We start from the raw sequence: 17,846 nt of genomic DNA, 5'->3' as shown, positions 1-17,846 counted from the left end.
ACATTATTCGGCTCTTTCGCTCCACTTCGCTGTAAATGTCGCTTCGGCCATTTTGTCACCGTTTTCATCACGGGCAACACCAAAGAACTTATACACGTGGCCGCGCTTTTGAATCTGTGTTGCGTAGAAACGGATTGTCATACCCGGTAGAACTGGGCGGCGGAATTTTACGCCATCAACACTCATAAAGAAGAACAGAGACTCATCTGCTGTCTTCTCATTTGTAATGTTGATCAGGACACCTGCTGTTTGTGCAAGGGCTTCAATTGTTAGCATACCCGGCATAATTGGGTTGCCTGGGAAGTGACCATCAAACACAGGGTCGCCTTCTGGGAAAGTGCGCTCAGTAATAATGCTCTCGCCAATCTCAAGGTCTAGTACATGATCCACAAGTAGAATTGGCTCACGGTGTGGCAGTAGCTCACGCACGTTGTACTCAGTCATTGGTTCTTTAGAAACTGGAAAGCCCATATATTATTTCGCTCCTTTCATTTTAGATTTCATCAACCGCATAATTGATGCATTCATGCGGCGCCACTGGTTTACAGGAAGAGCTGGCATGCCCGCCCATGTTTCACCAGGGTTTGTAATAGATTTAGTGACACCTGTACGGCCAGCCAGTGTTGTGCCGTCTGCAATAGAGATATGGCCTGCAATGGCACTTTGACCACCGACAATAACACCGTTACCGAGTGTTGTGCTGCCTGCAATACCCGCCTGCCCTGCAATCATGCAGAACATGCCAAGCTTAACGTTATGTGCAATTTGAACTTGGTTATCGAGCTTACAGCCGTCACTAATGATTGTGTCTTCAAGAGCGCCGCAGTCAATGGTTACGTTTGCGCCAAGTTCAACATGGCTACCAATAACAACGCCACCAACTTGAGGCACTTTAATAACGCCTGTACCTGTTGGGGCAAAGCCAAAGCCGTCTTGGCCCGTCTTAACACCTGAGTGGAACAAGCAATGCGCGCCAACTTTTGTTTTTTGCAATACAGAGCCAGAGCCAATACGTGTCCCTTCGCCAATGCGCGTACCACGTTTAAGAACAACATGTGATTCAATAATACAGTTTTCGCCCACTTCTACATCGTCTTCAATCACAACGTATGGGCCAATTTCAGCAGATGGAGCCACGCGTGCGCCAGAGTGAATTTCTGCACTGCCATGTACACCTGCTTCAGCAGTCGGCGTTGGGTGGAACAGTGAAAGCGCCACAGCAAAAGCTGCGTATGGGTTATCAACCACAAGAGGAATCACGTGGTCTGGCAAACAGTCCGCATCATTCGGGCTCACAAGAACCGCAGTGGCTCCCGTATCTTTTGCATCTGAAGCGTATTTAGAATTGCTTAAAAAGCTGATAGATCCTTCATCAGCGTTCTTAAGTGTCTTCACTCCATAAACTGAAACCCCTTGATGGGTTTCAGTAAGGGGTGCCTTTACGGCATCTGCAATGTCTTTAAGCTGCATCATAATACCTGTTGTATACGACAAATAGGTTTATTTGTCTAGCTTTTGGTTCGCGCGCTTAAGGACTTCGTCGCTGATATCAATGTTCTCTTTGCTGTATAGCAGTAGAGAGTGTGCGATCACAGCTTCATAGCCCTTCTCTTTGGCGATTTCTTCAACAACATCACGCACAACATCAGTGATCTCTTTACGGAGCTTCATGTTCTCGCGGTCGATGTCTTCTTGGATGGCTTGCGCTTTGTTGCGGTACTCACGAAGAGATTTGCGTAGTTTATCTTGCTCATCTAGGAAAGCAGACTCACTCACAACGCCCTTTTTCTTTTCAAGGGTTTCTTGTTGTTTAGAAATCTTTGCTTCCATGGCATCAATTTCAGTTTGTGCTTCGTCTGTTTTCTTCTGAAGAGACTTCATGGCACGTTGAGCTGCATTGGTTTGGTTAACAATACCCTGCGCATCAACTGTGGCAATTGTTTGCGCCTGTGCTGCCGTAAGGGCAGCAAGGCTTAGAGTTACAGAGAGAAGGATAGGTTTTAGCATTTAAGTATATTCCTTTTCTTAAAAACGTGTTCCGAACGAGAAGCTGAAAATTTGTTTTTCATCTTCTGCTGCTTTAGAAATTGGGAAACCGAGCTCAAAGCGGAGCGGACCAAGAGGGCTCTGCCAGTAGGCACCTACACCTGCTGTAAGACGGTACTTCTTACTGTCTGTTACACCGGCAAGGCCGCCGTCGTCAAAGTCAGTTACGATACCACCGTCTTGGAAGACAAGACCGCGTACGCCCATTTCTTTCAGTTCAGCGCCTAGTGGGAAGCTGAGTTCAATATTGTGACCAGCCATCATACGACCACCAAGAGCATCGCCAGTTGTTGTATCACGAGGACCAATACCACCTGTATCGAAACCACGAAGACTGTTACCACCAGCTTGGAAGTTTTCGTATAGAGGGAGTGTTTGACCTAGGTCATTAATGTAACCCGCACGACCACCAACAGAAAGGATGTAATCATCGTTGCGCGCAAGGCGACGGTGCCACGCACCATCAACTGTTGTACGGATGTAATCTACATCCCCACCAAGGCCAGAGTAGTCAATGTTAAGAGCTGTTCTGTAACCGTGTGTTGGTAGAAGACGGCTATCACGTGTGTCAAGGGCAAGTGTGTTAGAAAGCGTGATTGAGTTTTGCTTACCTTCATCACGTTGCACAAACTGAGAGGCGCTAGAGTCAACGTTCTCAATTTTCACATCTTTATAACCTAGAGAGATCGTATTACGTGTGACTTCGTTAAGTTTTGTTGCAAGCTTGAGAGCCCCACCAGTACGCGCAAGGTCATACGATGCTTCAGATTGGAAGTCACGACGTTCGTTGAAGATATCAAAACCGGCACCCAGCTCTTTACGCAGGAAGTAAGGCTCGAAGAAGCTGATGTTGAAGTCTTGACGTTTGCCAGAAAGTGCAAAATCTACGTTTACATCTTGACCACGGCCAAGGAAGTTACGCTCACGTACGCTAGCGCTTGCAAGGGCACCTTCATATGTCGAGAAACCTGCACCAAGGTTTACTTCACCAGTGCTTTGTTCAGCAACCTGAATGTTGAGGTCCATACGGTCTGGATCGTCTGTTTCTTGACGAGTAACCTGAACACCTTCAAAGAAGCCAAGGTATGTAAGACGGTCTTTAGAACGCTTAAGCTTAGTGCTTGAGAAGGCATCACCTTCAGCAAAGCGAAGCTCACGGCGAATCACTTCGTCACGTGTACGGTCATTACCTGTAATGTTCACGCGGTCAATGTAAACACGTGGACCAGGTACAACGTTAAATGTTACGCCAACTTTCTTTTCAGCTTCATCTTGAGAGAATTCAGGCTGTACATCTAGGAAGGCGAAACCTTGAGAACCAAGGTAGTCAATCAGGTCATCAATGTTATCTTCAACAAGACGGCCGTTGTAACGCTCACCTGCTTCAATGTTTAGCTGAGTTTTTAGAGACTCTTCATCAATTCCCTGCTCTTTGGCAGCAACGTTTACGTCTACGTTACCGAAGTCGTAAACTGGGCCTTCATGCATTGTGAATGTGATGAAGAAGTTTTTCTTATCTTTAGAAAGCTCAGTTACCGCAGAAACAATGTTGAAGTCTGCAAAACCGTGCTCTAGGTAAAACTTACGTAGAAGGTCTTTATCCACTTCCACTTTCTCTGGGTGGTACACGTCAGCGCTCGAGATAAATCTCCACCATGCGCTCTCTTTTGTACGAATGATGCCACGTAGGTCACCATCAGAGAATTTATCGTTACCTACAAATGAGATACGACGAATCTTCGTCTTCTCACCTTCTGCGATGTTGTAAATCACATCAACGCGGTTTTGGTCACGCTTAATGATTTGAGGTTTTACATCTGTAAGGTAAAAGCCACGGCTACGGTAAGCAGCCTGAACTTCTGTTACATCACGCTGGATTTTACCCGGTGTGTAAATAGAACGAGAGCGAAGAGAAATGATTTCCTTCAGGATGTCATCATCAATCTCATCGTTACCTTCAAAAGCAATCTTGTTTACAAGAGGGTTCTCTTTTACAGAGATACTGAGGTCTTTACCATTCCAGAAAACTTCTACGTGCTCAAACAGGCCTGTGCTGTAAAGCGTTTTAATCATAGAGTTCGCCATGCGTGGCTGGTATTCATCACCAGTTGTTACACTCAGGTAATTACGAACAGTTGTGCTTTCTACACGCTCGTTGCCTTGCACATCAATCGACTGGATAGATTGTGCAAAAGCACCCACTACAGTCATTGTAGAAAGTGCTAGAGCAGTAATAAACGGTGCTTTTAAGGGGCTTATCATTTTTATTCTCCCGTTTGAGTTTCTGGAGAGATTTTTTCAATACTCTCTTCTAAAGTTTCTTCTTCAGGCTCATCAAAGTAGCCCGTCACTTCACGTTTAATATCATTCCCAATTGCGAGGGTCATGAGCACCACAATGGCGGCAAAACCGGCTTGTGTTGCTTTCTCTTGAGATTTTTCACTCACTGGAGAGCCTTTAAGGATCTCGATGAAGTAGAACACAAGGTGTCCACCATCAAGTACAGGTACTGGGAACAGGTTAATAATCGCTAGGTTTACAGAAATAACAGCCATAAAGATGATCAGTGGGTAAAGGCCTGTTTCAGCCGCTTTAGCTGACATCTTTGCAATCATTACAGGGCCACCAAGGTTCTCGTGACCAATGCTACCTGTAATCAGTTTACCGAAAGCTTGAAGTGTCATTGCAATGTACTGGTTTGTACGCTCAAAACCACGAACAAGACCACCAATAGGACCATGCTGCACACTGCCAAGCTCACCTGCTGGAGAAACACCTACAAATGGTACTTTTACAGTTTCACCAAAGTGGTTTGTGCGCTCGTTAAGTTCAGGTGTAAGAAGCACGTTACGTGTTTCACCCGTGTCTGTGTTTAGAACGTCTAGCGTGAGTGTGTTACCGTTACTTGCAACAATTGTTTCAGTCAGCTGTTCCCAGCTTTTCATTTCTACACCATCAATGTTCTGTACAAGATCATTTGGTAGAACGCCTGCACGCTCTGCAGGAAGGCCGCTAATCACAGCACCAACTTTAGGGAGCATAACTTGCTCACCAGAGATGGCAAATAGACCCATGAGAGAGGCATAAGCAAATAGGAAGTTTGCAAGTGGGCCTGCAAATACGATGAAGATACGTTGCCATACGTTTTTATTGGCAAATGATTCATGCTCATTATCTGAGTTTACGCCCTCTTCTGAGCCTTGGCCCAGCATTTCCACGTAACCACCAAGTGGTACAAGTGAAAACTTCCAGCGTGTATCGTGCTTATCTGTCCAGCCAAAAAGCTCTTTACCGAAACCGATAGAAAAACTTTTAACGTTAACACCACACATACGTGCTGCTTTGTAATGTCCGTATTCATGCACAAATACAAGGATACTGAGGACTAGAATGAAGATGAAAACAATCCACAATTGGTCGCCCATAGGCAGCGCATTGATAAGGATCTCTAAAATTTCGAGTAAGACGTCCATAGAATTCTATTCTTTATTTTTATGTAGCTACGGCTAATACTTTAGAGGCTACAGCAAAAAATACAAGAGGAATTATTGCTTTAAGGCAACAGGATTGCACATGGATTAAGCAGGTGTAGACGTGCCCCCAAAGCGGCGATCTCTTGAGCTGAATGAGGCAAGAATTTCATCTAAGTCATCAGCTTTAAATGCAGGCCAAGCTTTCTCTACAAAAAAGAACTCTGCATAGGCCATTTGCCACAGCAGGAAGTTAGAGAGGCGCTGCTCTCCACTGGTACGAATAAGTATGTCTACATCTGGCAGCCCTGCTGTATCGAGAGAGGCTTCAAATGTGTCTGTATCACCGCCTGAAGCTTTAACGGCGCGCAGAATTTCATCACGGCCACCGTAGTTAATGGCAATACATACTGACATGCCAGCGTTATCTTTTGTCTCTTCTTGGAGGGTTTTGAGGCCTTCTACAATGTCCTCTGGCAGCATGCCATCTTCAGTATTACCAAGGTGCACAAAGCGTAGATCGTGCTCTTTAAAGAACTTAGTTTCTTTTTTAAGAAAGTCACGTAGCAGTTTAAGGAGGCCTGTTACCTCCTCTTCGCTACGCTTCCAGTTTTCAGTAGAAAACGCATAAAAGCTCACAGCTTCAATATCACGCTTTGCGCAAGCTTCAATCATGTCTTTTAAGGTGTTACCGCCACGGCGATGTCCTTCAATAGCAGGCATCATGCGTGCTTTAGCCCATCGGCGGTTACCATCCATAATAAAGGCGATATGGCGAGGTGTTTTCGTCATGTTTCTCTCCTATAAAAAAAGGGCTGAATCGCCAGCCCTTTTCTAAAAGTCCTTACAACTTATACAGTCATAATGTCTTTTTCTTTTTTCTCAAGAGATGAGTCAACCTCAGCAACTTTTTCGTCTGTTACTTTTTGGATGTCGCCTTCCATGCGGCGTTGATCATCTTCAGTAATTTCGTTTGCGCCTTTAAGCTTTTTAACGCTGTCCATGCCGTCACGACGTACGTTACGGATGCTTACACGCGCGTTTTCAGCGTACTTACGTGCAACCTTAATCAGTTCAGCACGACGCTCTTCAGTCAGGTCTGGCAGGTTGATGAAGATTGTATCGCCATCGCTGCTTGGGTTTAGACCAAGACCACTTTCACGGATTGCTTTTTCTACAGCAGGAACAAGACCTTTATCCCATACTTGTACGCTTAGGCGACGTGCGTCTGGCACGTTTACGTTACCCACTTGGTTTAGTGGAGACATTGCGCCGTAAGCTTCAACTGTTACTGGCTCTAGAAGGTCAGCAGAGGCACGACCTGTACGCAGACCTGCGAATTCTTTTGAAAGTGCGCCTAGTGCACCGTTCATACGTGTTTCCATATCTTTCATAATTTCAGCAGACATGATTTGCTTCCTCTTCTTTCAGTATATTAAATCTTTTAAAATTAACCTGTAACGATCGTACGTTTCGCGTCGCCGTTGATGGCTTTAATAAAGCCGCCCTTCTCTGATGAATCACACACCATAAGTGGTAGGCTGTGTTCACGGCAAAGAGCAATGGCTGCACCGTCCATAACTTTTAGGTTATCTACAAGAATGTCTTTGTAAGTGATTTCACTTAGATGCTTCGCGTTTGGATCTTTCTTCGGATCAGCTGTGTAGATACCGTCAACCTTTGTTGCTTTAACAAGTAGGTCAGCACCAATTTCTACCGCACGTAGTGCGCCAGCTGTATCAGTTGTGAAGAATGGGTTACCTGTACCACCAGCAAAGATCACCACACGTTTTTTCTCCATGTGACGAATAGCGCGACGGCGGATGTAAGGTTCTGCAACAGATTGCATCTCGATGGCACTCATCACACGTGTGTAAACGCCTTTTTGCTCGAGAGCACTTTGCATCGCAAGAGCATTAATAACGGTACCGAGCATGCCCATGTAGTGGGCTTGCGCCTCTTCAAAGCCTGCTTCAGCGGCTTCGCTACCACGGATAATGTTACCAGCACCCAATACAACACCGACCTCCGCACCAGCGTCATGGATTGATTTGATCTCTTCAGCAAGGTGAGCAATGTCATTTACTGAGAGAATTTCGTCTCCATCACCTCCTAAACGTTCACCAGAAAGTTTAAGGAGTATGCGCTTATACGGTAGGTCGGTCACTTGTATTTTCTTTCTTTTTGATCCCGCCAATTTAAAATATTTCTATTTTAAATTTAACGCTACACTCAGCTTTGCACAAAAGCGTGGTTTTGCTTGAGCTTCGTGCGCGGTTACGCCAATACGTGTCGTAACATGGCGACTTCTTGGTAGAAGCCGCCATTTTGGTCAGTGAGACCGTAGCGGCTATATTAGCCAGCTACTGCAGCAGCAACTTCAGATGCGAAGTCTTCTTCTGCTTTCTCAATACCTTCACCAAGACCAAAGCGCGTGTAACCTTTAAGAGTTGCACCAGCTTCAGATAGAACTTGGCCAACTTTCTTATCAGTTTCCATGATGAATGCTTGGTCAACAAGGCAAACTTCTTCGTAGTACTTGTTCACGCGGCCTTCAACGATTTTCTCGATGATGTTCTCTGGCTTACCAGAAGCTTTAGCCTGGTCCATGAAGATTGTGCGCTCACGCTCAAGAGCGTCAGCATCTACACTTGTGCGGTCCATGTATAGTGGGTTTGCAGCAGCAACGTGCATTGCAACGTTTTTAGCAACTGTTTCAAGCTTGCCAGCGTCAGCTGAGTCAGACTCAAGTGCTACAACAACACCAATTTTACCACCCATGTGTACGTAAGACTTAACGATACCCTTGTCTACAGACCATGTTGCTGCACGACGGATGTTCATGTTCTCACCAATCTTAGCGATAAGGCCAGTTAGTGTTTCACCAACTGTAGACTCACCCATTGGAAGAGCGTTGATTTCTTCAACGTCTGTTTTGCCGCTTTCAGCAACAACAGTTGTAAGAGCATCTACAAACTTAACGAATTCTTCGTTCTTAGCAACGAAGTCAGTTTCAGCGTTTACTTCAACCATAGCACCTGATGTGCCAGTTGATACTGCTGATACAAGACCTTGGTTAGCAACACGGCCAGCTTTTTTAGCTGCCTTAGCCATACCTTTTTTACGCAGCCAATCCATTGCTGCTTCGATGTCGCCACCGTTTTCGCTGAGTGCGTTTTTTGCGTCCATCATACCTGCGCCGCTCATGTCGCGCAGTTCTTTAACCATTGAAGCTGTAATTTGCATATCTAATAATCCTTGAAATAACCGTGTAACACCTGTGTTTAGGGTACACTTTTCATGTTTTCACTTTAAAACTTGCCTGAATAATACCTGATTTTATCAGGATTGCAAGTGTTTAGACGCAAGAGCTAGCAACAAGTTCCACAACTTTTTCAGCGGTTGCTGGGGCAAGCCCAATTCCAACCTTGTAATGCCCGGTTGCAACAATGGCGCCGCCAGCAGAATCTTCACGTGCAATGTGGAATTTTCCGTCTGGGCCTTTCGGGCGCATACCGCTCCAAATATAAGTAACTTGCCCTTCTTTAAGAGCAGGCAAAACTTCGTATGCTTTGGCCAGAAGCGTCTCCTGCCCTGCTTCGTCTGGTAGGTTGTGCTCGGCTTTGGGCTCTGACGTGGCGCCAATACGAATGGTTAGGTCATCATCTTGCACAATGTAAAGGCCTTGGTGGCGAATGAGGTGTGAGATGACCTTGCGGTCCATAGCAATAGAGAGACCCTGCCCTTTTACAGGTGTCACAGGAATGTCTGAAGCGAGCTCAGGTGAGCCTAGACCTGCGGCAATAACCATGTCATCTACGGCAAAAGTTGCTGATTGTGTTTGAATATCAAACCCTTGAGGTGTTTTTGTGTAGCTCTCTACAGAGACGCCTTTATAGATATGAATATTATATTTATGAAGGGCTTGCTCTAACAAGTTAATCAACTGGATTGGGTTTGCGCTGGCTGTGTCGTGGCAAAAGAGCGCGCCAAAACCGAGTGTTTCAAGCTGGGGTTCTAGTTTCCTCACCTCTTCTTCTGTGAGATAGCTGATAGAGTCAGGGTAGCTTTCTGCCAGTTCTTTTGTCATGCTGATCTCTTTTTCAGAGCGAAGAATTTGTACGCGCTTGCATGCTTTATAAGGGTGCGCCTTGCCTAGATCTTCTGAGAGCTCTTTCATGTACTCTGGGTATAGGTTATGAGAGTGGCGCTGGAAGATGGCCATATCGCCATCCTTGTTAGGTGGTAGCGGCATAAGTGCGCCAATAGCTGCGCATGTTGACTCAGACCCGCAGGTACGGTTCTTTTCAAATACGCTAACGGCATGGCCTGCACGTGCAAGGCGCCATGCGCTCATAAGGCCAATGATGCCTCCACCAATAATAGCAATGCTTTTACTCATGAGATTAGTTATAGCATTTAGGTCATTTTCATCCAATTGATTTAAGGCAATGCTTTGCCGTTTTAAGATGGGCTTTTTATTTTGTGTGAGTGTGGAACCACAAAAGCTCAGCAAAATGAAAAGAGTGTTTAAATAAACAATTGGACAAAAAAAGAGGAGCACATGCTCCCCTTCTTATAAAGTGACTTACTTATGCAGTTGCAGAAGCAGCTTTCTTAGCTGGTGCTTTTTTAGCAGCTACAGGAGCAGTTTCTTCAGTCTTTTTTGAAGTTGCTTCTTTCGCCTTCTTAACTACTTTAGTTACTTTCTCAGCATCTTTCTTCTCAGATGCTTCTTCAGCTGCAGCTGCTGCTGCCGCCTTAGGTGAAAGTTTTACGTTACCCTTACGGCCACCAGACTTAGATGCAGCGTCAGATGAAGCTTTTGTTGCAGCTTTAGCTAGGTGCTCTTCTACACCAGCAAGTACAGCGTCAGATGCTAGGCGAGTAAACAAGCGAATCGCACGTGCAGCATCATCGTTACCTGGTACTGGGTAAGGAAGAACTTCTGGGTCAGCGTTTGTATCAGTGATACCGATTACTGGAATACCAAGTTGGCGTGCTTCAGCAAGAGCGATGTCTTCTTTTGTTGTATCTACAACGAAGATCGCGTCTGGAATACCACCCATGTTCTTGATACCACCAAGAGTCAGTTGAAGTTTTTCGAACTCACGCTCAAGACCTAGACGCTCTTTCTTAGTGAAGTGTGCCATTTTTTCTGGCTCAGCGAATTGCTCTTCAAGAACCTTAAGGCGCTTGATAGAGGCGCTGATTGTACGCCAGTTAGTAAGCATACCACCCAACCAACGGTGGTTTACGTAGTACTGACCACAACGCTCAGCAGCTTCAGCCATTGCGTCTTTAGCTTGAGTTTTAGTACCAACAAAAAGAACGCGGCCACCAGTAGATGCTACGTTTTTAAGTACAGCTAGACCGCTGTAAAGCATTGGTACAGTTTTTTGAAGGTCGATAATGTGAACGCCGTTACGAGAGCCGTAAATAAATGGACCCATTTTTGGGTTCCAACGGTATGTACGGTGACCAAAGTGTACACCAGCTTCAAGTAGTTCACGAATAGTAAATTGTGGCAAGTTAGCCATGTTATATATCTCCATAATTTTCAGTTTTTGCGTTTTATTTCAAACGCCCTCCACAAAGTCTTGAAGTTAGAATTTAACTAACTCACTGATGCGCAAAACATGAAATTCAGGAGCTGCGACTGCTTCGTGTGTGTATTTAGTTGGAAACTATATAAGCAATTGTGCAGAGATATGCAAGAGAAAAGGCACAAAAAACAAACGGAAGTGACAAAAAAGCCCCACCAAAATGGTGGGACTCTTTTTTCGATTGCTTAGCCAAGCCTTTCAACGATGCGGAGTACATCATTATAGCTTGCATAAAGGAACACAAACAGAACCAGGCCAAGGCCTGCCAGCATGTAGCCTTTAAATGCCCAATCAGGCATTGGACGTCTTGCAATAAGTTGATAGGTATTCACAATGATTTGACCACCATCCAACGGAGGGATGGGAACAAGGTTAATCATACCAATACCAAAGCTCAATGCAATGATCATAAACCATGTTTGCTGGAAGGCAGCGTCAATGGTTGAGTCTTGAGGAGGCTCTGCATTCAATTGAATCCCGCCTCTCTCTTGCACGGACTTGAGTTCTTGAGTGTTTTTGCGCTCAATCTGGTCTGCAGCATCATTCACAGTCATGTTAACCGTATCTCCGATGCCAATGACAGAACTCAATGTATCTAGTTTCACTTGGCCTGTGACCAGTTTGTAAACACCGAGAGCTTGCTGCTCTAACATGGACAGGCTAGCAGAAACACCAACTGATATGGCTCGTGTAACGCTTGGGTAAATGTTACGTTTGTTGGTGAATTCAACACTGGTGTTACCAAAACCATAATGAGGAGAAGTGAGGTTAACTGTCTCCCCTTTGCGTTCCACAGTGATGGATTGCCCTTCATCTTTTGCAGCGTTCAAAGCTTTGCTTAATGAAGTGAAATCCACAACAGCAATACCGTTAACTTCTTTCAGAATGTCCCCTTCTTGTAACCCTGCTTCTTGCATGATGCTTTCTGCAGGAACTTCTGTTACACGCACATCGTAATGAGTGGCAACATTGAAGTAGAAAATGAGACCTATAAAGAAGATTGCTCCACTGATAAAATTAATGAGCGGTCCAGCAAAAAGGATAGCAATCCGTTGCAACGGTGTTTTGTGGGTATAGGACTTGTGCTCTAGTTCTTCAGGAACAGGGTGTCTTGGGTCGTTTCCCAGCATTTTGACATAGCCCCCAAAAGGGAGGGCGCAAACTTTCCATTCGGTACCGCTTTTATCGGTCCATCCAAAAAGTTTTGGTCCCATACCAATTGCGAAATCTGTCACATGAACACCGCACCATTTGGCAATGATGTAATGTCCGAACTCATGAATTGCGATGACTGTGGTGAAAACCACAATGATAGCTAACATGCCCATTGTTTGGCACCTCGCTAAAAAAGGAAAAGAAAAAAGATGACTTTAGATGCAAACTACCCTACTCATTGAGGGTATAGTTTGTCCAATAAAAAATTGTATTCAAAAAAATGATAAAAAGATATTACAGGTTTTTCATCGAGAACTGGCCCCCTCTTCTTTATAGCTACTTGCATAGCTTTGGCTCAAGCATGGGGCAGACGTTTCTTTTAGCAGCATTTGTACCTTTCCTAATGGCTGATCTTGGTATGAGTACAGGTGACTTTGGTATTATTTACGGAACAGCAACTCTACTGAGCGCTGCTTGCCTTGTGGGTGTTGGGGTCATGCTCGATAAACTCGACCTTAGGCTTATGACTGTATTAAGTACGGCTCTGCTTATGGTTGGGGCTTACCTGTTTACACATAGCGCAACGCCATTCATGGTGGGTGTGTCGATTTTCCTGCTTCGGTTTGCAGGTCAAGGAACACTTTCTAAAATCTCATCTGTTGGGACAAGCCGTTACTTTATTGAGAACCGTGGTAAAGCCGTCAGTATTACAGGGCTTGGCTGGCCAAGTGGTGAAGTGCTTCTCCCTGCAAGTGCGGTTCTGATTATGGGTGCACTCAGCTGGCAGAGTACCTTTATGCTGATGAGTGGTGTGATGATGGCACTTGTTCTTGTATTGGGCCTTATTCTTGTTTGGCCTTACGATGAGTTTTATGATCCAGTAAAAAGTGCTGATAAGGTGGACCGTGAGCACGGCGATAGCATTCAGCATTATACGCCTTGGTCTGTTTTAAAAACGGCTTACTACTCTATGACATTACCATTTGGCATTATTGGGCCTTTCTTGATTACGTGCCTGTTCCTTTTCCAAGGGGCTGTAGCTGAGTTTAAAGGCTGGGATATCAAGATGATGATCTTTGGCTTAAGTTTCTTTGGGATTGTACGCTTGCTTGTGGGGCTCTTTGCGGGTGATTTGGTTGATAAGTTTACAGCAAGGCGCATGTACCCGTTTGTACATATTCCAATGATGCTTGGTGTTGCTGTACTGTTGTACGCTCCTCACCCTTACTTAATGTTTGTGTACTTTGCACTCATTGCGACATCTACAGGGCTAAGCGCTGTAACCTCTACCTCTCTATGGCCAGAGCTATATGGCACGCGTTACCTTGGTACGATTAAGAGTATTGCTATGTTTGTTGGTATTGGTGCCTCTGCGCTAGGGCCGATGATTACAGGATATTTCCTAAAAATAAATATTGATGTGGGCACGCTTCTGTTTTGGAGTATTGTTTATATGGGTGCCGCAAGTGTGCTGACCTACTTTGCGCCCTACCCTAAACATTTAGCGCCACGACGTGCAAAGAAGGAGAAAAGTTAATGGCAAAGTACCCAACGAAACTTTATGAGGATATCAACATTGGTGATACCCATGAAACGGACAGTTACTTTTTAGGGCTTGATGAAGTGCTGGAGTTTGCAAACAAGTACGACCCTCAACCTATGCACACAGATTTTGAAGCGGCAAAGGACACGATTTTTGGCGAGCTTGTGGCCAGTGGTTGGAACGTGCTTGCCATTACTATGCGCCTCATGGCGAAGTGTAATCCACTTGGTGAAACACCTCTTATTGGCCTGCACCTCAGTGATAGCCGCTTTCATACACGCATTCACCCAGACTGCAACTTGGTTGTAAAAGCTGTGGTGAAGGATAAGCGTATGTCTAAATCATCAAACAAGCGCGGATATGTGAATATCTTCCTTGAAACATACGACACAGATCGCGATGTACTTCTGCTGACCCAGAACTGGGAAATTATTGTTCCGACTCGTGAGGGACAAGAGACATAGAAAAAGGCCCTTTTGAGGGCCTTTTCTTTTAAGCAATCGCCACTTTAACTTTTTCACCAAGTGGAAGTTTGGCGCGCTCTGGAATATCAATCCAGCCACCACCTAACATACGGTTATCATCATAGAAAACGGCCGCCTGCCCTGGAGAAATTTGCTCTTCAGGTGCAAATAGAGTCACTTCTGCACGGTTATTGCCAAGGTTCTTTAAACGCCCTTCAATGCCTTTGTGCGCGTAACGTACTTTGAGGCCAACCTCTTTACCGTCGTAATCGGTTTCGTCACCAATCCAGTTGATGTCTGAAACTGTGAAGGTTGTTTCAGCAAGGTCTTCTTTAGGGCCAAGCACAACTTCTGCGCTCTGTGGGCGAATTTCAGTGACGTAAACAGGTTCCCCAAGCGCAATACCAAGGCCTTTACGTTGACCGACTGTAAAGCCGAGTACACCTTCATGTTGACCAAGCACTTTACCTGTCTTATCGACAAAGTTACCTGGGCGAATACTGCCTTCAGGTGCAAACTTACGAACCACCTTGCGGTAGTCACCTTCTGGTACAAAACAGATGTCTTGACTTTCTTTTTTCTCACTTAGGTGCAGGCCAAGCTCTTTAGCGAGGGCACGCGTTTGCTCTTTTGTGAGTTCACCAAGTGGGAAATCAATAAAGTCCAGCTGTTCCTGTGTTGTTGCAAACAGGAAGTAGCTTTGGTCTTTTTGTGGGTCATCCCCTTTAAGGAGCCAGCCCTTACCATCTTCACCCTTCCCTTTGCGTACGTAGTGACCTGTAACCAGTACGTCTGCGCCAAGGAGTTTGGCTTTATCTAGGAGAGAATCAAACTTAATACGTTGGTTGCAGCGTACACATGGGATTGGCGTTGCGCCTGCAAGGTACGTTTCAACAAAATCATCAAGGACTTTTTCCTTAAACTCACTCTCGTAGTTCATCACGTAGTGTGGAATGCCAATTGTCTGACACACACGGCGGGCATCATACACGTCATCTAGAGCGCAGCATGTACCAGCTTTTTTTTGGCCGCCATCACTGGCTGGTGTGTAGTCCCAAAGTTGGAGTGTGATGCCAATGGTTTTGTAACCCAGTTTGTGCATAAGGCCCGCAGCAACTGAAGAGTCTACGCCACCAGACATCGCCACAACAACGGTTGTGTCTTCTGGCGCTTTGCCTGGAACCAATGGTGGTAGTGAAAAATCCATGCTTTGCTATATAGGACAAAACTTATACCTTTTCAACCCCCATACTGAAAAAAAATCTTATAAAACAATGGCGTTCTTTGCTTGAAAAGTGGATATAAAATCCCCATACTTTAACTATACGAGTAAAAGTTAATAAGAAATTAAAGAGGTTAGCAGTTAAATGCGCTACGTAAGACTCCACGACGGTTCAGTTTACGCCACATACGATGGCGACTCGAACCTGACAAGACAGTATCAGGGCAAACAAAGCTCTGGGACGAGTAATCGTGCCTCTGGTAAGGAATACCATCCAATTCATGATGTAGGTGCTCTTATTAGCTACTACATCCCTTCTCTGAACATGGAGGAGTCATCGTTGGTACTTAACCAGTCAGGCGTTACGTTTGATGTGGATAACGGCGTCTGGTTTGAGGATGAATTGACGCGCATTGCTAACAACCCAAGCAATAAACAGGTTCTTTTCCAGTTTCTTTTGAAAACTGAAGACGGCCGCGGCTACTACACAACAGTGGGTGTGCTCGATCAAGGCCAAAGCGTGTTTAAGTATGTGGACCCTAACGGTCGTGCGGTACCAAACCGTATGTGCCGTATGATTGAGCGTCTTCTACCACGCGTGAAGATTAAGTGTTTTGCATCTCCTCAGGTTGATGATAATGCGGACTCTGGCCCGATTGCTGTTGATAACCTTGTGAAGCTCAGCCATAACGAGAAGCTGTTTAACCCTCTCGACTTTATGGAGCAGTCTGAACGTAGTGACCTGAAGGTTCGTAAACGTGTGGTTTATGACTACATGCAAGGCTTACGTAAAAGCCAACGTGAAGCACTTGCTCGCCTTGGTTCAGGCGAAGTGGTAAGGCCGCAAGCTCAAACAACGGAATCATTCGCTGATAAGATGACCCGTTTGCCTTCTGGCGACGAGACAGGAGATGGTGGCGACCCTTTTAGCAAATCTGTCGGCTTTTCTATTGACGATCTATAAAAGCGCCCCTATATGTTGAATGCACTAAGTTTAGGAGCATTTATACATGACACATATTACGATTATTGGCGGCGGTCTAGCCGGTAGTGAAGCTGCATTTCAACTTGCTGAACGTGGGCATAGCGTTAAGCTTTATGAAATGCGCGGCGTAAAACCGACAGCTGTTCATAAAACAGATAAGCTTGCTGAGCTTGTGTGCTCTAACTCTTTCCGTGGGAGTGATCCGACAAAAAATGCTGTTGCAGTCCTTCATCAGGAACTGCGTAATCTAAACTCTCTTATTCTTTCAGCAGCAGATGAAACTAAGCTGCCTGCAGGTGGTGCGCTTGCAATGGACCGTGAGCTGTTTAGTGACTTTGTGACAGATAAGATTATGAACCACCCAAACATTGAGGTAATACGCGCGGAAGTAACAGAGATCCCAACAGACCATCCTGTTATTATTGCGACAGGCCCTCTTACATCTGAAGGTCTTGCAAAGTCTATTCTTGATAAGACTGGTGAAAGCCGTCTGTCTTTCTTTGATGCTGTGGCCCCAATTGTAACGAAAGAATCAGTAGATATGAATATCTGCTGGATGCAGTCTCGTTACGATAAGGGTGACGGTAAAGATTACATTAACTGCCCAATGACCAAAGAGCAGTACGAAAAATTCCTAGATGATATCCTGAGTGCTGAACAAGCTGTTGGCCATAACCCAGAAGATAAAGACGTGGGCTACTTTGATGGATGTCTTCCAATTGAAGTGATGGCTGAGCGCGGCCGAGAAACATTGCGTTTTGGCCCAATGAAGCCGAAGGGGCTGACTAACCCTCATAACCCAACTGAAAAGCCTTATGCAGTGGTTCAGCTCCGCCAAGATAACAAGCTTGGTACCCTATACAATATGGTTGGTTTTCAAACACGTATGAAATGGGGCGCCCAGAAAGAGGTGCTTCGTACCATCCCTGGCCTTGAGAACGCAGATATCGTTCGCTTTGGTGTAATCCATAAGAACACATTTATCAACAGCCCAGAAGTACTAGACGAACAAATGCGCCTGAAAGCACAGCCTAACGTACGTTTTGCAGGTCAGGTGACTGGTGTTGAGGGATATGTTGAATCTACAGCAATGGGCCTTCTTGCTGCTCTCTTCCTTGATGCTGAGCTGAAAGGTGAAGACATGGCATCACCACCTGAGCGTACAATGCTTGGTGCGCTGATTTCACACATTACCGGTGGAGCAGACGCTAAAACCTTCCAGCCTATGAATGTAAACTACGGCCTTCTCCCAATGCCTGATGAAGAAGATGGCAAAGTGTACAAGAAGAGTCGAAAAGAGTACTATGGTGTACGTGCTGGCAAATACTTTGACCAGTGGAGAAACAGTTAAAAGG

The 17,846-nt window shown here is 45.3% G+C and carries 17 protein-coding genes; 4 read left to right on the top strand and 13 right to left on the bottom strand.

What is annotated here, in order from left to right; genetic code table 11:
- Nucleotides 1-3: 3 nt before the first annotated feature.
- From fabZ to rseP (VX730_09070), 12 genes are all read right to left on the bottom strand, one after another.
- Nucleotides 4-471, bottom strand: a complete 468-nt coding sequence (gene fabZ / locus VX730_09125) for a 3-hydroxyacyl-ACP dehydratase FabZ (protein MEC9292549.1) — start codon at nt 469-471, stop codon at nt 4-6.
- Nucleotides 472-474: 3 nt separating this feature from the next.
- Nucleotides 475-1,473: a UDP-3-O-(3-hydroxymyristoyl)glucosamine N-acyltransferase gene (lpxD, locus tag VX730_09120; protein MEC9292548.1), complete on the bottom strand. Its 999-nt coding sequence runs from the start codon at nt 1,471-1,473 to the stop codon at nt 475-477.
- Nucleotides 1,474-1,500: 27 nt separating this feature from the next.
- Nucleotides 1,501-2,007, bottom strand: coding sequence for an OmpH family outer membrane protein (locus VX730_09115; GenBank protein ID MEC9292547.1), 507 nt, complete (start codon nt 2,005-2,007; stop codon nt 1,501-1,503).
- 18 nt (nt 2,008-2,025) lie between these two features.
- Complete coding sequence (gene bamA / locus VX730_09110; GenBank protein MEC9292546.1) at nt 2,026-4,308, bottom strand: outer membrane protein assembly factor BamA; 2,283 nt, start codon at nt 4,306-4,308, stop codon at nt 2,026-2,028.
- A 2-nt stretch (nt 4,309-4,310) separates the two neighbouring features.
- A complete protein-coding gene (gene rseP, locus VX730_09105) occupies nt 4,311-5,519 on the bottom strand; it encodes an RIP metalloprotease RseP (GenBank protein MEC9292545.1) in 1,209 nt (402 codons plus the stop codon).
- 105 nt (nt 5,520-5,624) lie between these two features.
- Nucleotides 5,625-6,308 carry a polyprenyl diphosphate synthase gene (gene uppS / locus VX730_09100; GenBank protein MEC9292544.1) on the bottom strand — a complete coding sequence of 228 codons (684 nt, stop codon included), beginning with the start codon at nt 6,306-6,308 and terminating at the stop codon, nt 5,625-5,627.
- Between the two features lie 59 nt (nt 6,309-6,367).
- A complete protein-coding gene (gene frr / locus VX730_09095; protein MEC9292543.1) occupies nt 6,368-6,925 on the bottom strand; it encodes a ribosome recycling factor in 558 nt (185 codons plus the stop codon).
- A 41-nt stretch (nt 6,926-6,966) separates the two neighbouring features.
- Nucleotides 6,967-7,683, bottom strand: a complete 717-nt coding sequence (gene pyrH, locus VX730_09090) for a UMP kinase (protein ID MEC9292542.1) — start codon at nt 7,681-7,683, stop codon at nt 6,967-6,969.
- Nucleotides 7,684-7,871: 188 nt separating this feature from the next.
- Nucleotides 7,872-8,762 carry a translation elongation factor Ts gene (gene tsf, locus VX730_09085; protein MEC9292541.1) on the bottom strand — a complete coding sequence of 297 codons (891 nt, stop codon included), beginning with the start codon at nt 8,760-8,762 and terminating at the stop codon, nt 7,872-7,874.
- Between the two features lie 112 nt (nt 8,763-8,874).
- Entirely contained in the window at nt 8,875-9,918 is a 1,044-nt protein-coding gene (locus tag VX730_09080) for an FAD-dependent oxidoreductase (protein ID MEC9292540.1), read from the bottom strand.
- Nucleotides 9,919-10,108: 190 nt separating this feature from the next.
- Entirely contained in the window at nt 10,109-11,056 is a 948-nt protein-coding gene (rpsB, locus tag VX730_09075) for a 30S ribosomal protein S2 (GenBank protein ID MEC9292539.1), read from the bottom strand.
- A 251-nt stretch (nt 11,057-11,307) separates the two neighbouring features.
- A complete protein-coding gene (gene rseP, locus VX730_09070) occupies nt 11,308-12,450 on the bottom strand; it encodes an RIP metalloprotease RseP (GenBank protein MEC9292538.1) in 1,143 nt (380 codons plus the stop codon).
- Between the two features lie 188 nt (nt 12,451-12,638).
- Here rseP (VX730_09070) and VX730_09065 point away from each other — a divergent pair, with 188 nt between their 5' ends.
- Complete coding sequence (locus tag VX730_09065; GenBank protein ID MEC9292537.1) at nt 12,639-13,814, top strand: MFS transporter; 1,176 nt, start codon at nt 12,639-12,641, stop codon at nt 13,812-13,814.
- Complete coding sequence (locus VX730_09060) at nt 13,814-14,284, top strand: MaoC/PaaZ C-terminal domain-containing protein (GenBank protein MEC9292536.1); 471 nt, start codon at nt 13,814-13,816, stop codon at nt 14,282-14,284. Before VX730_09065 ends, VX730_09060 begins: the two co-directional genes overlap by 1 nt.
- Before the next feature lie 28 nt (nt 14,285-14,312).
- Here the strand turns inward: VX730_09060 and mnmA are convergent, their stop codons facing one another.
- Entirely contained in the window at nt 14,313-15,491 is a 1,179-nt protein-coding gene (gene mnmA, locus VX730_09055; GenBank protein MEC9292535.1) for a tRNA 2-thiouridine(34) synthase MnmA, read from the bottom strand.
- A 160-nt stretch (nt 15,492-15,651) separates the two neighbouring features.
- Here mnmA and VX730_09050 point away from each other — a divergent pair, with 160 nt between their 5' ends.
- The gene (locus tag VX730_09050; protein MEC9292534.1) at nt 15,652-16,470 is read left to right on the top strand and encodes a hypothetical protein; all 819 of its coding nucleotides are present in this window, start codon (nt 15,652-15,654) and stop codon (nt 16,468-16,470) included.
- A 46-nt stretch (nt 16,471-16,516) separates the two neighbouring features.
- Nucleotides 16,517-17,842, top strand: coding sequence for a methylenetetrahydrofolate--tRNA-(uracil(54)-C(5))-methyltransferase (FADH(2)-oxidizing) TrmFO (gene trmFO / locus VX730_09045; GenBank protein ID MEC9292533.1), 1,326 nt, complete (start codon nt 16,517-16,519; stop codon nt 17,840-17,842).
- Nucleotides 17,843-17,846: the final 4 nt, after the last annotated feature.

The organism is Pseudomonadota bacterium, assembly GCA_036141575.1.
In the GTDB taxonomy this organism is placed as follows: Bacteria; Pseudomonadota; Alphaproteobacteria; order UBA2136; family JAPKEQ01; genus JAPKEQ01.
This window is presented reverse-complemented; position numbering and strand designations above follow the sequence as displayed.

Excerpts from the sequence above, each read along its gene's own strand:
- fabZ (MEC9292549.1), bottom strand. The coding sequence starts at position 471 with ATGGGCTTTCCAGTTTCTAAAGAACCAATGACTGAGTACAACGTGCGT.
- lpxD (MEC9292548.1), bottom strand. The coding sequence starts at position 1,473 with ATGATGCAGCTTAAAGACATTGCAGATGCCGTAAAGGCACCCCTTACT.
- VX730_09115 (MEC9292547.1), bottom strand. The coding sequence starts at position 2,007 with ATGCTAAAACCTATCCTTCTCTCTGTAACTCTAAGCCTTGCTGCCCTT.
- bamA (MEC9292546.1), bottom strand. The coding sequence starts at position 4,308 with ATGATAAGCCCCTTAAAAGCACCGTTTATTACTGCTCTAGCACTTTCT.
- rseP (MEC9292545.1), bottom strand. The coding sequence starts at position 5,519 with ATGGACGTCTTACTCGAAATTTTAGAGATCCTTATCAATGCGCTGCCT.
- uppS (MEC9292544.1), bottom strand. The coding sequence starts at position 6,308 with ATGACGAAAACACCTCGCCATATCGCCTTTATTATGGATGGTAACCGC.
- frr (MEC9292543.1), bottom strand. The coding sequence starts at position 6,925 with ATGTCTGCTGAAATTATGAAAGATATGGAAACACGTATGAACGGTGCA.
- tsf (MEC9292541.1), bottom strand. The coding sequence starts at position 8,762 with ATGCAAATTACAGCTTCAATGGTTAAAGAACTGCGCGACATGAGCGGC.
- VX730_09080 (MEC9292540.1), bottom strand. The coding sequence starts at position 9,918 with ATGAGTAAAAGCATTGCTATTATTGGTGGAGGCATCATTGGCCTTATG.
- rpsB (MEC9292539.1), bottom strand. The coding sequence starts at position 11,056 with ATGGCTAACTTGCCACAATTTACTATTCGTGAACTACTTGAAGCTGGT.
- rseP (MEC9292538.1), bottom strand. The coding sequence starts at position 12,450 with ATGGGCATGTTAGCTATCATTGTGGTTTTCACCACAGTCATCGCAATT.
- VX730_09065 (MEC9292537.1), top strand. The coding sequence starts at position 12,639 with ATGGGGCAGACGTTTCTTTTAGCAGCATTTGTACCTTTCCTAATGGCT.
- VX730_09060 (MEC9292536.1), top strand. The coding sequence starts at position 13,814 with ATGGCAAAGTACCCAACGAAACTTTATGAGGATATCAACATTGGTGAT.
- mnmA (MEC9292535.1), bottom strand. The coding sequence starts at position 15,491 with ATGGATTTTTCACTACCACCATTGGTTCCAGGCAAAGCGCCAGAAGAC.
- VX730_09050 (MEC9292534.1), top strand. The coding sequence starts at position 15,652 with ATGCGCTACGTAAGACTCCACGACGGTTCAGTTTACGCCACATACGAT.
- trmFO (MEC9292533.1), top strand. The coding sequence starts at position 16,517 with ATGACACATATTACGATTATTGGCGGCGGTCTAGCCGGTAGTGAAGCT.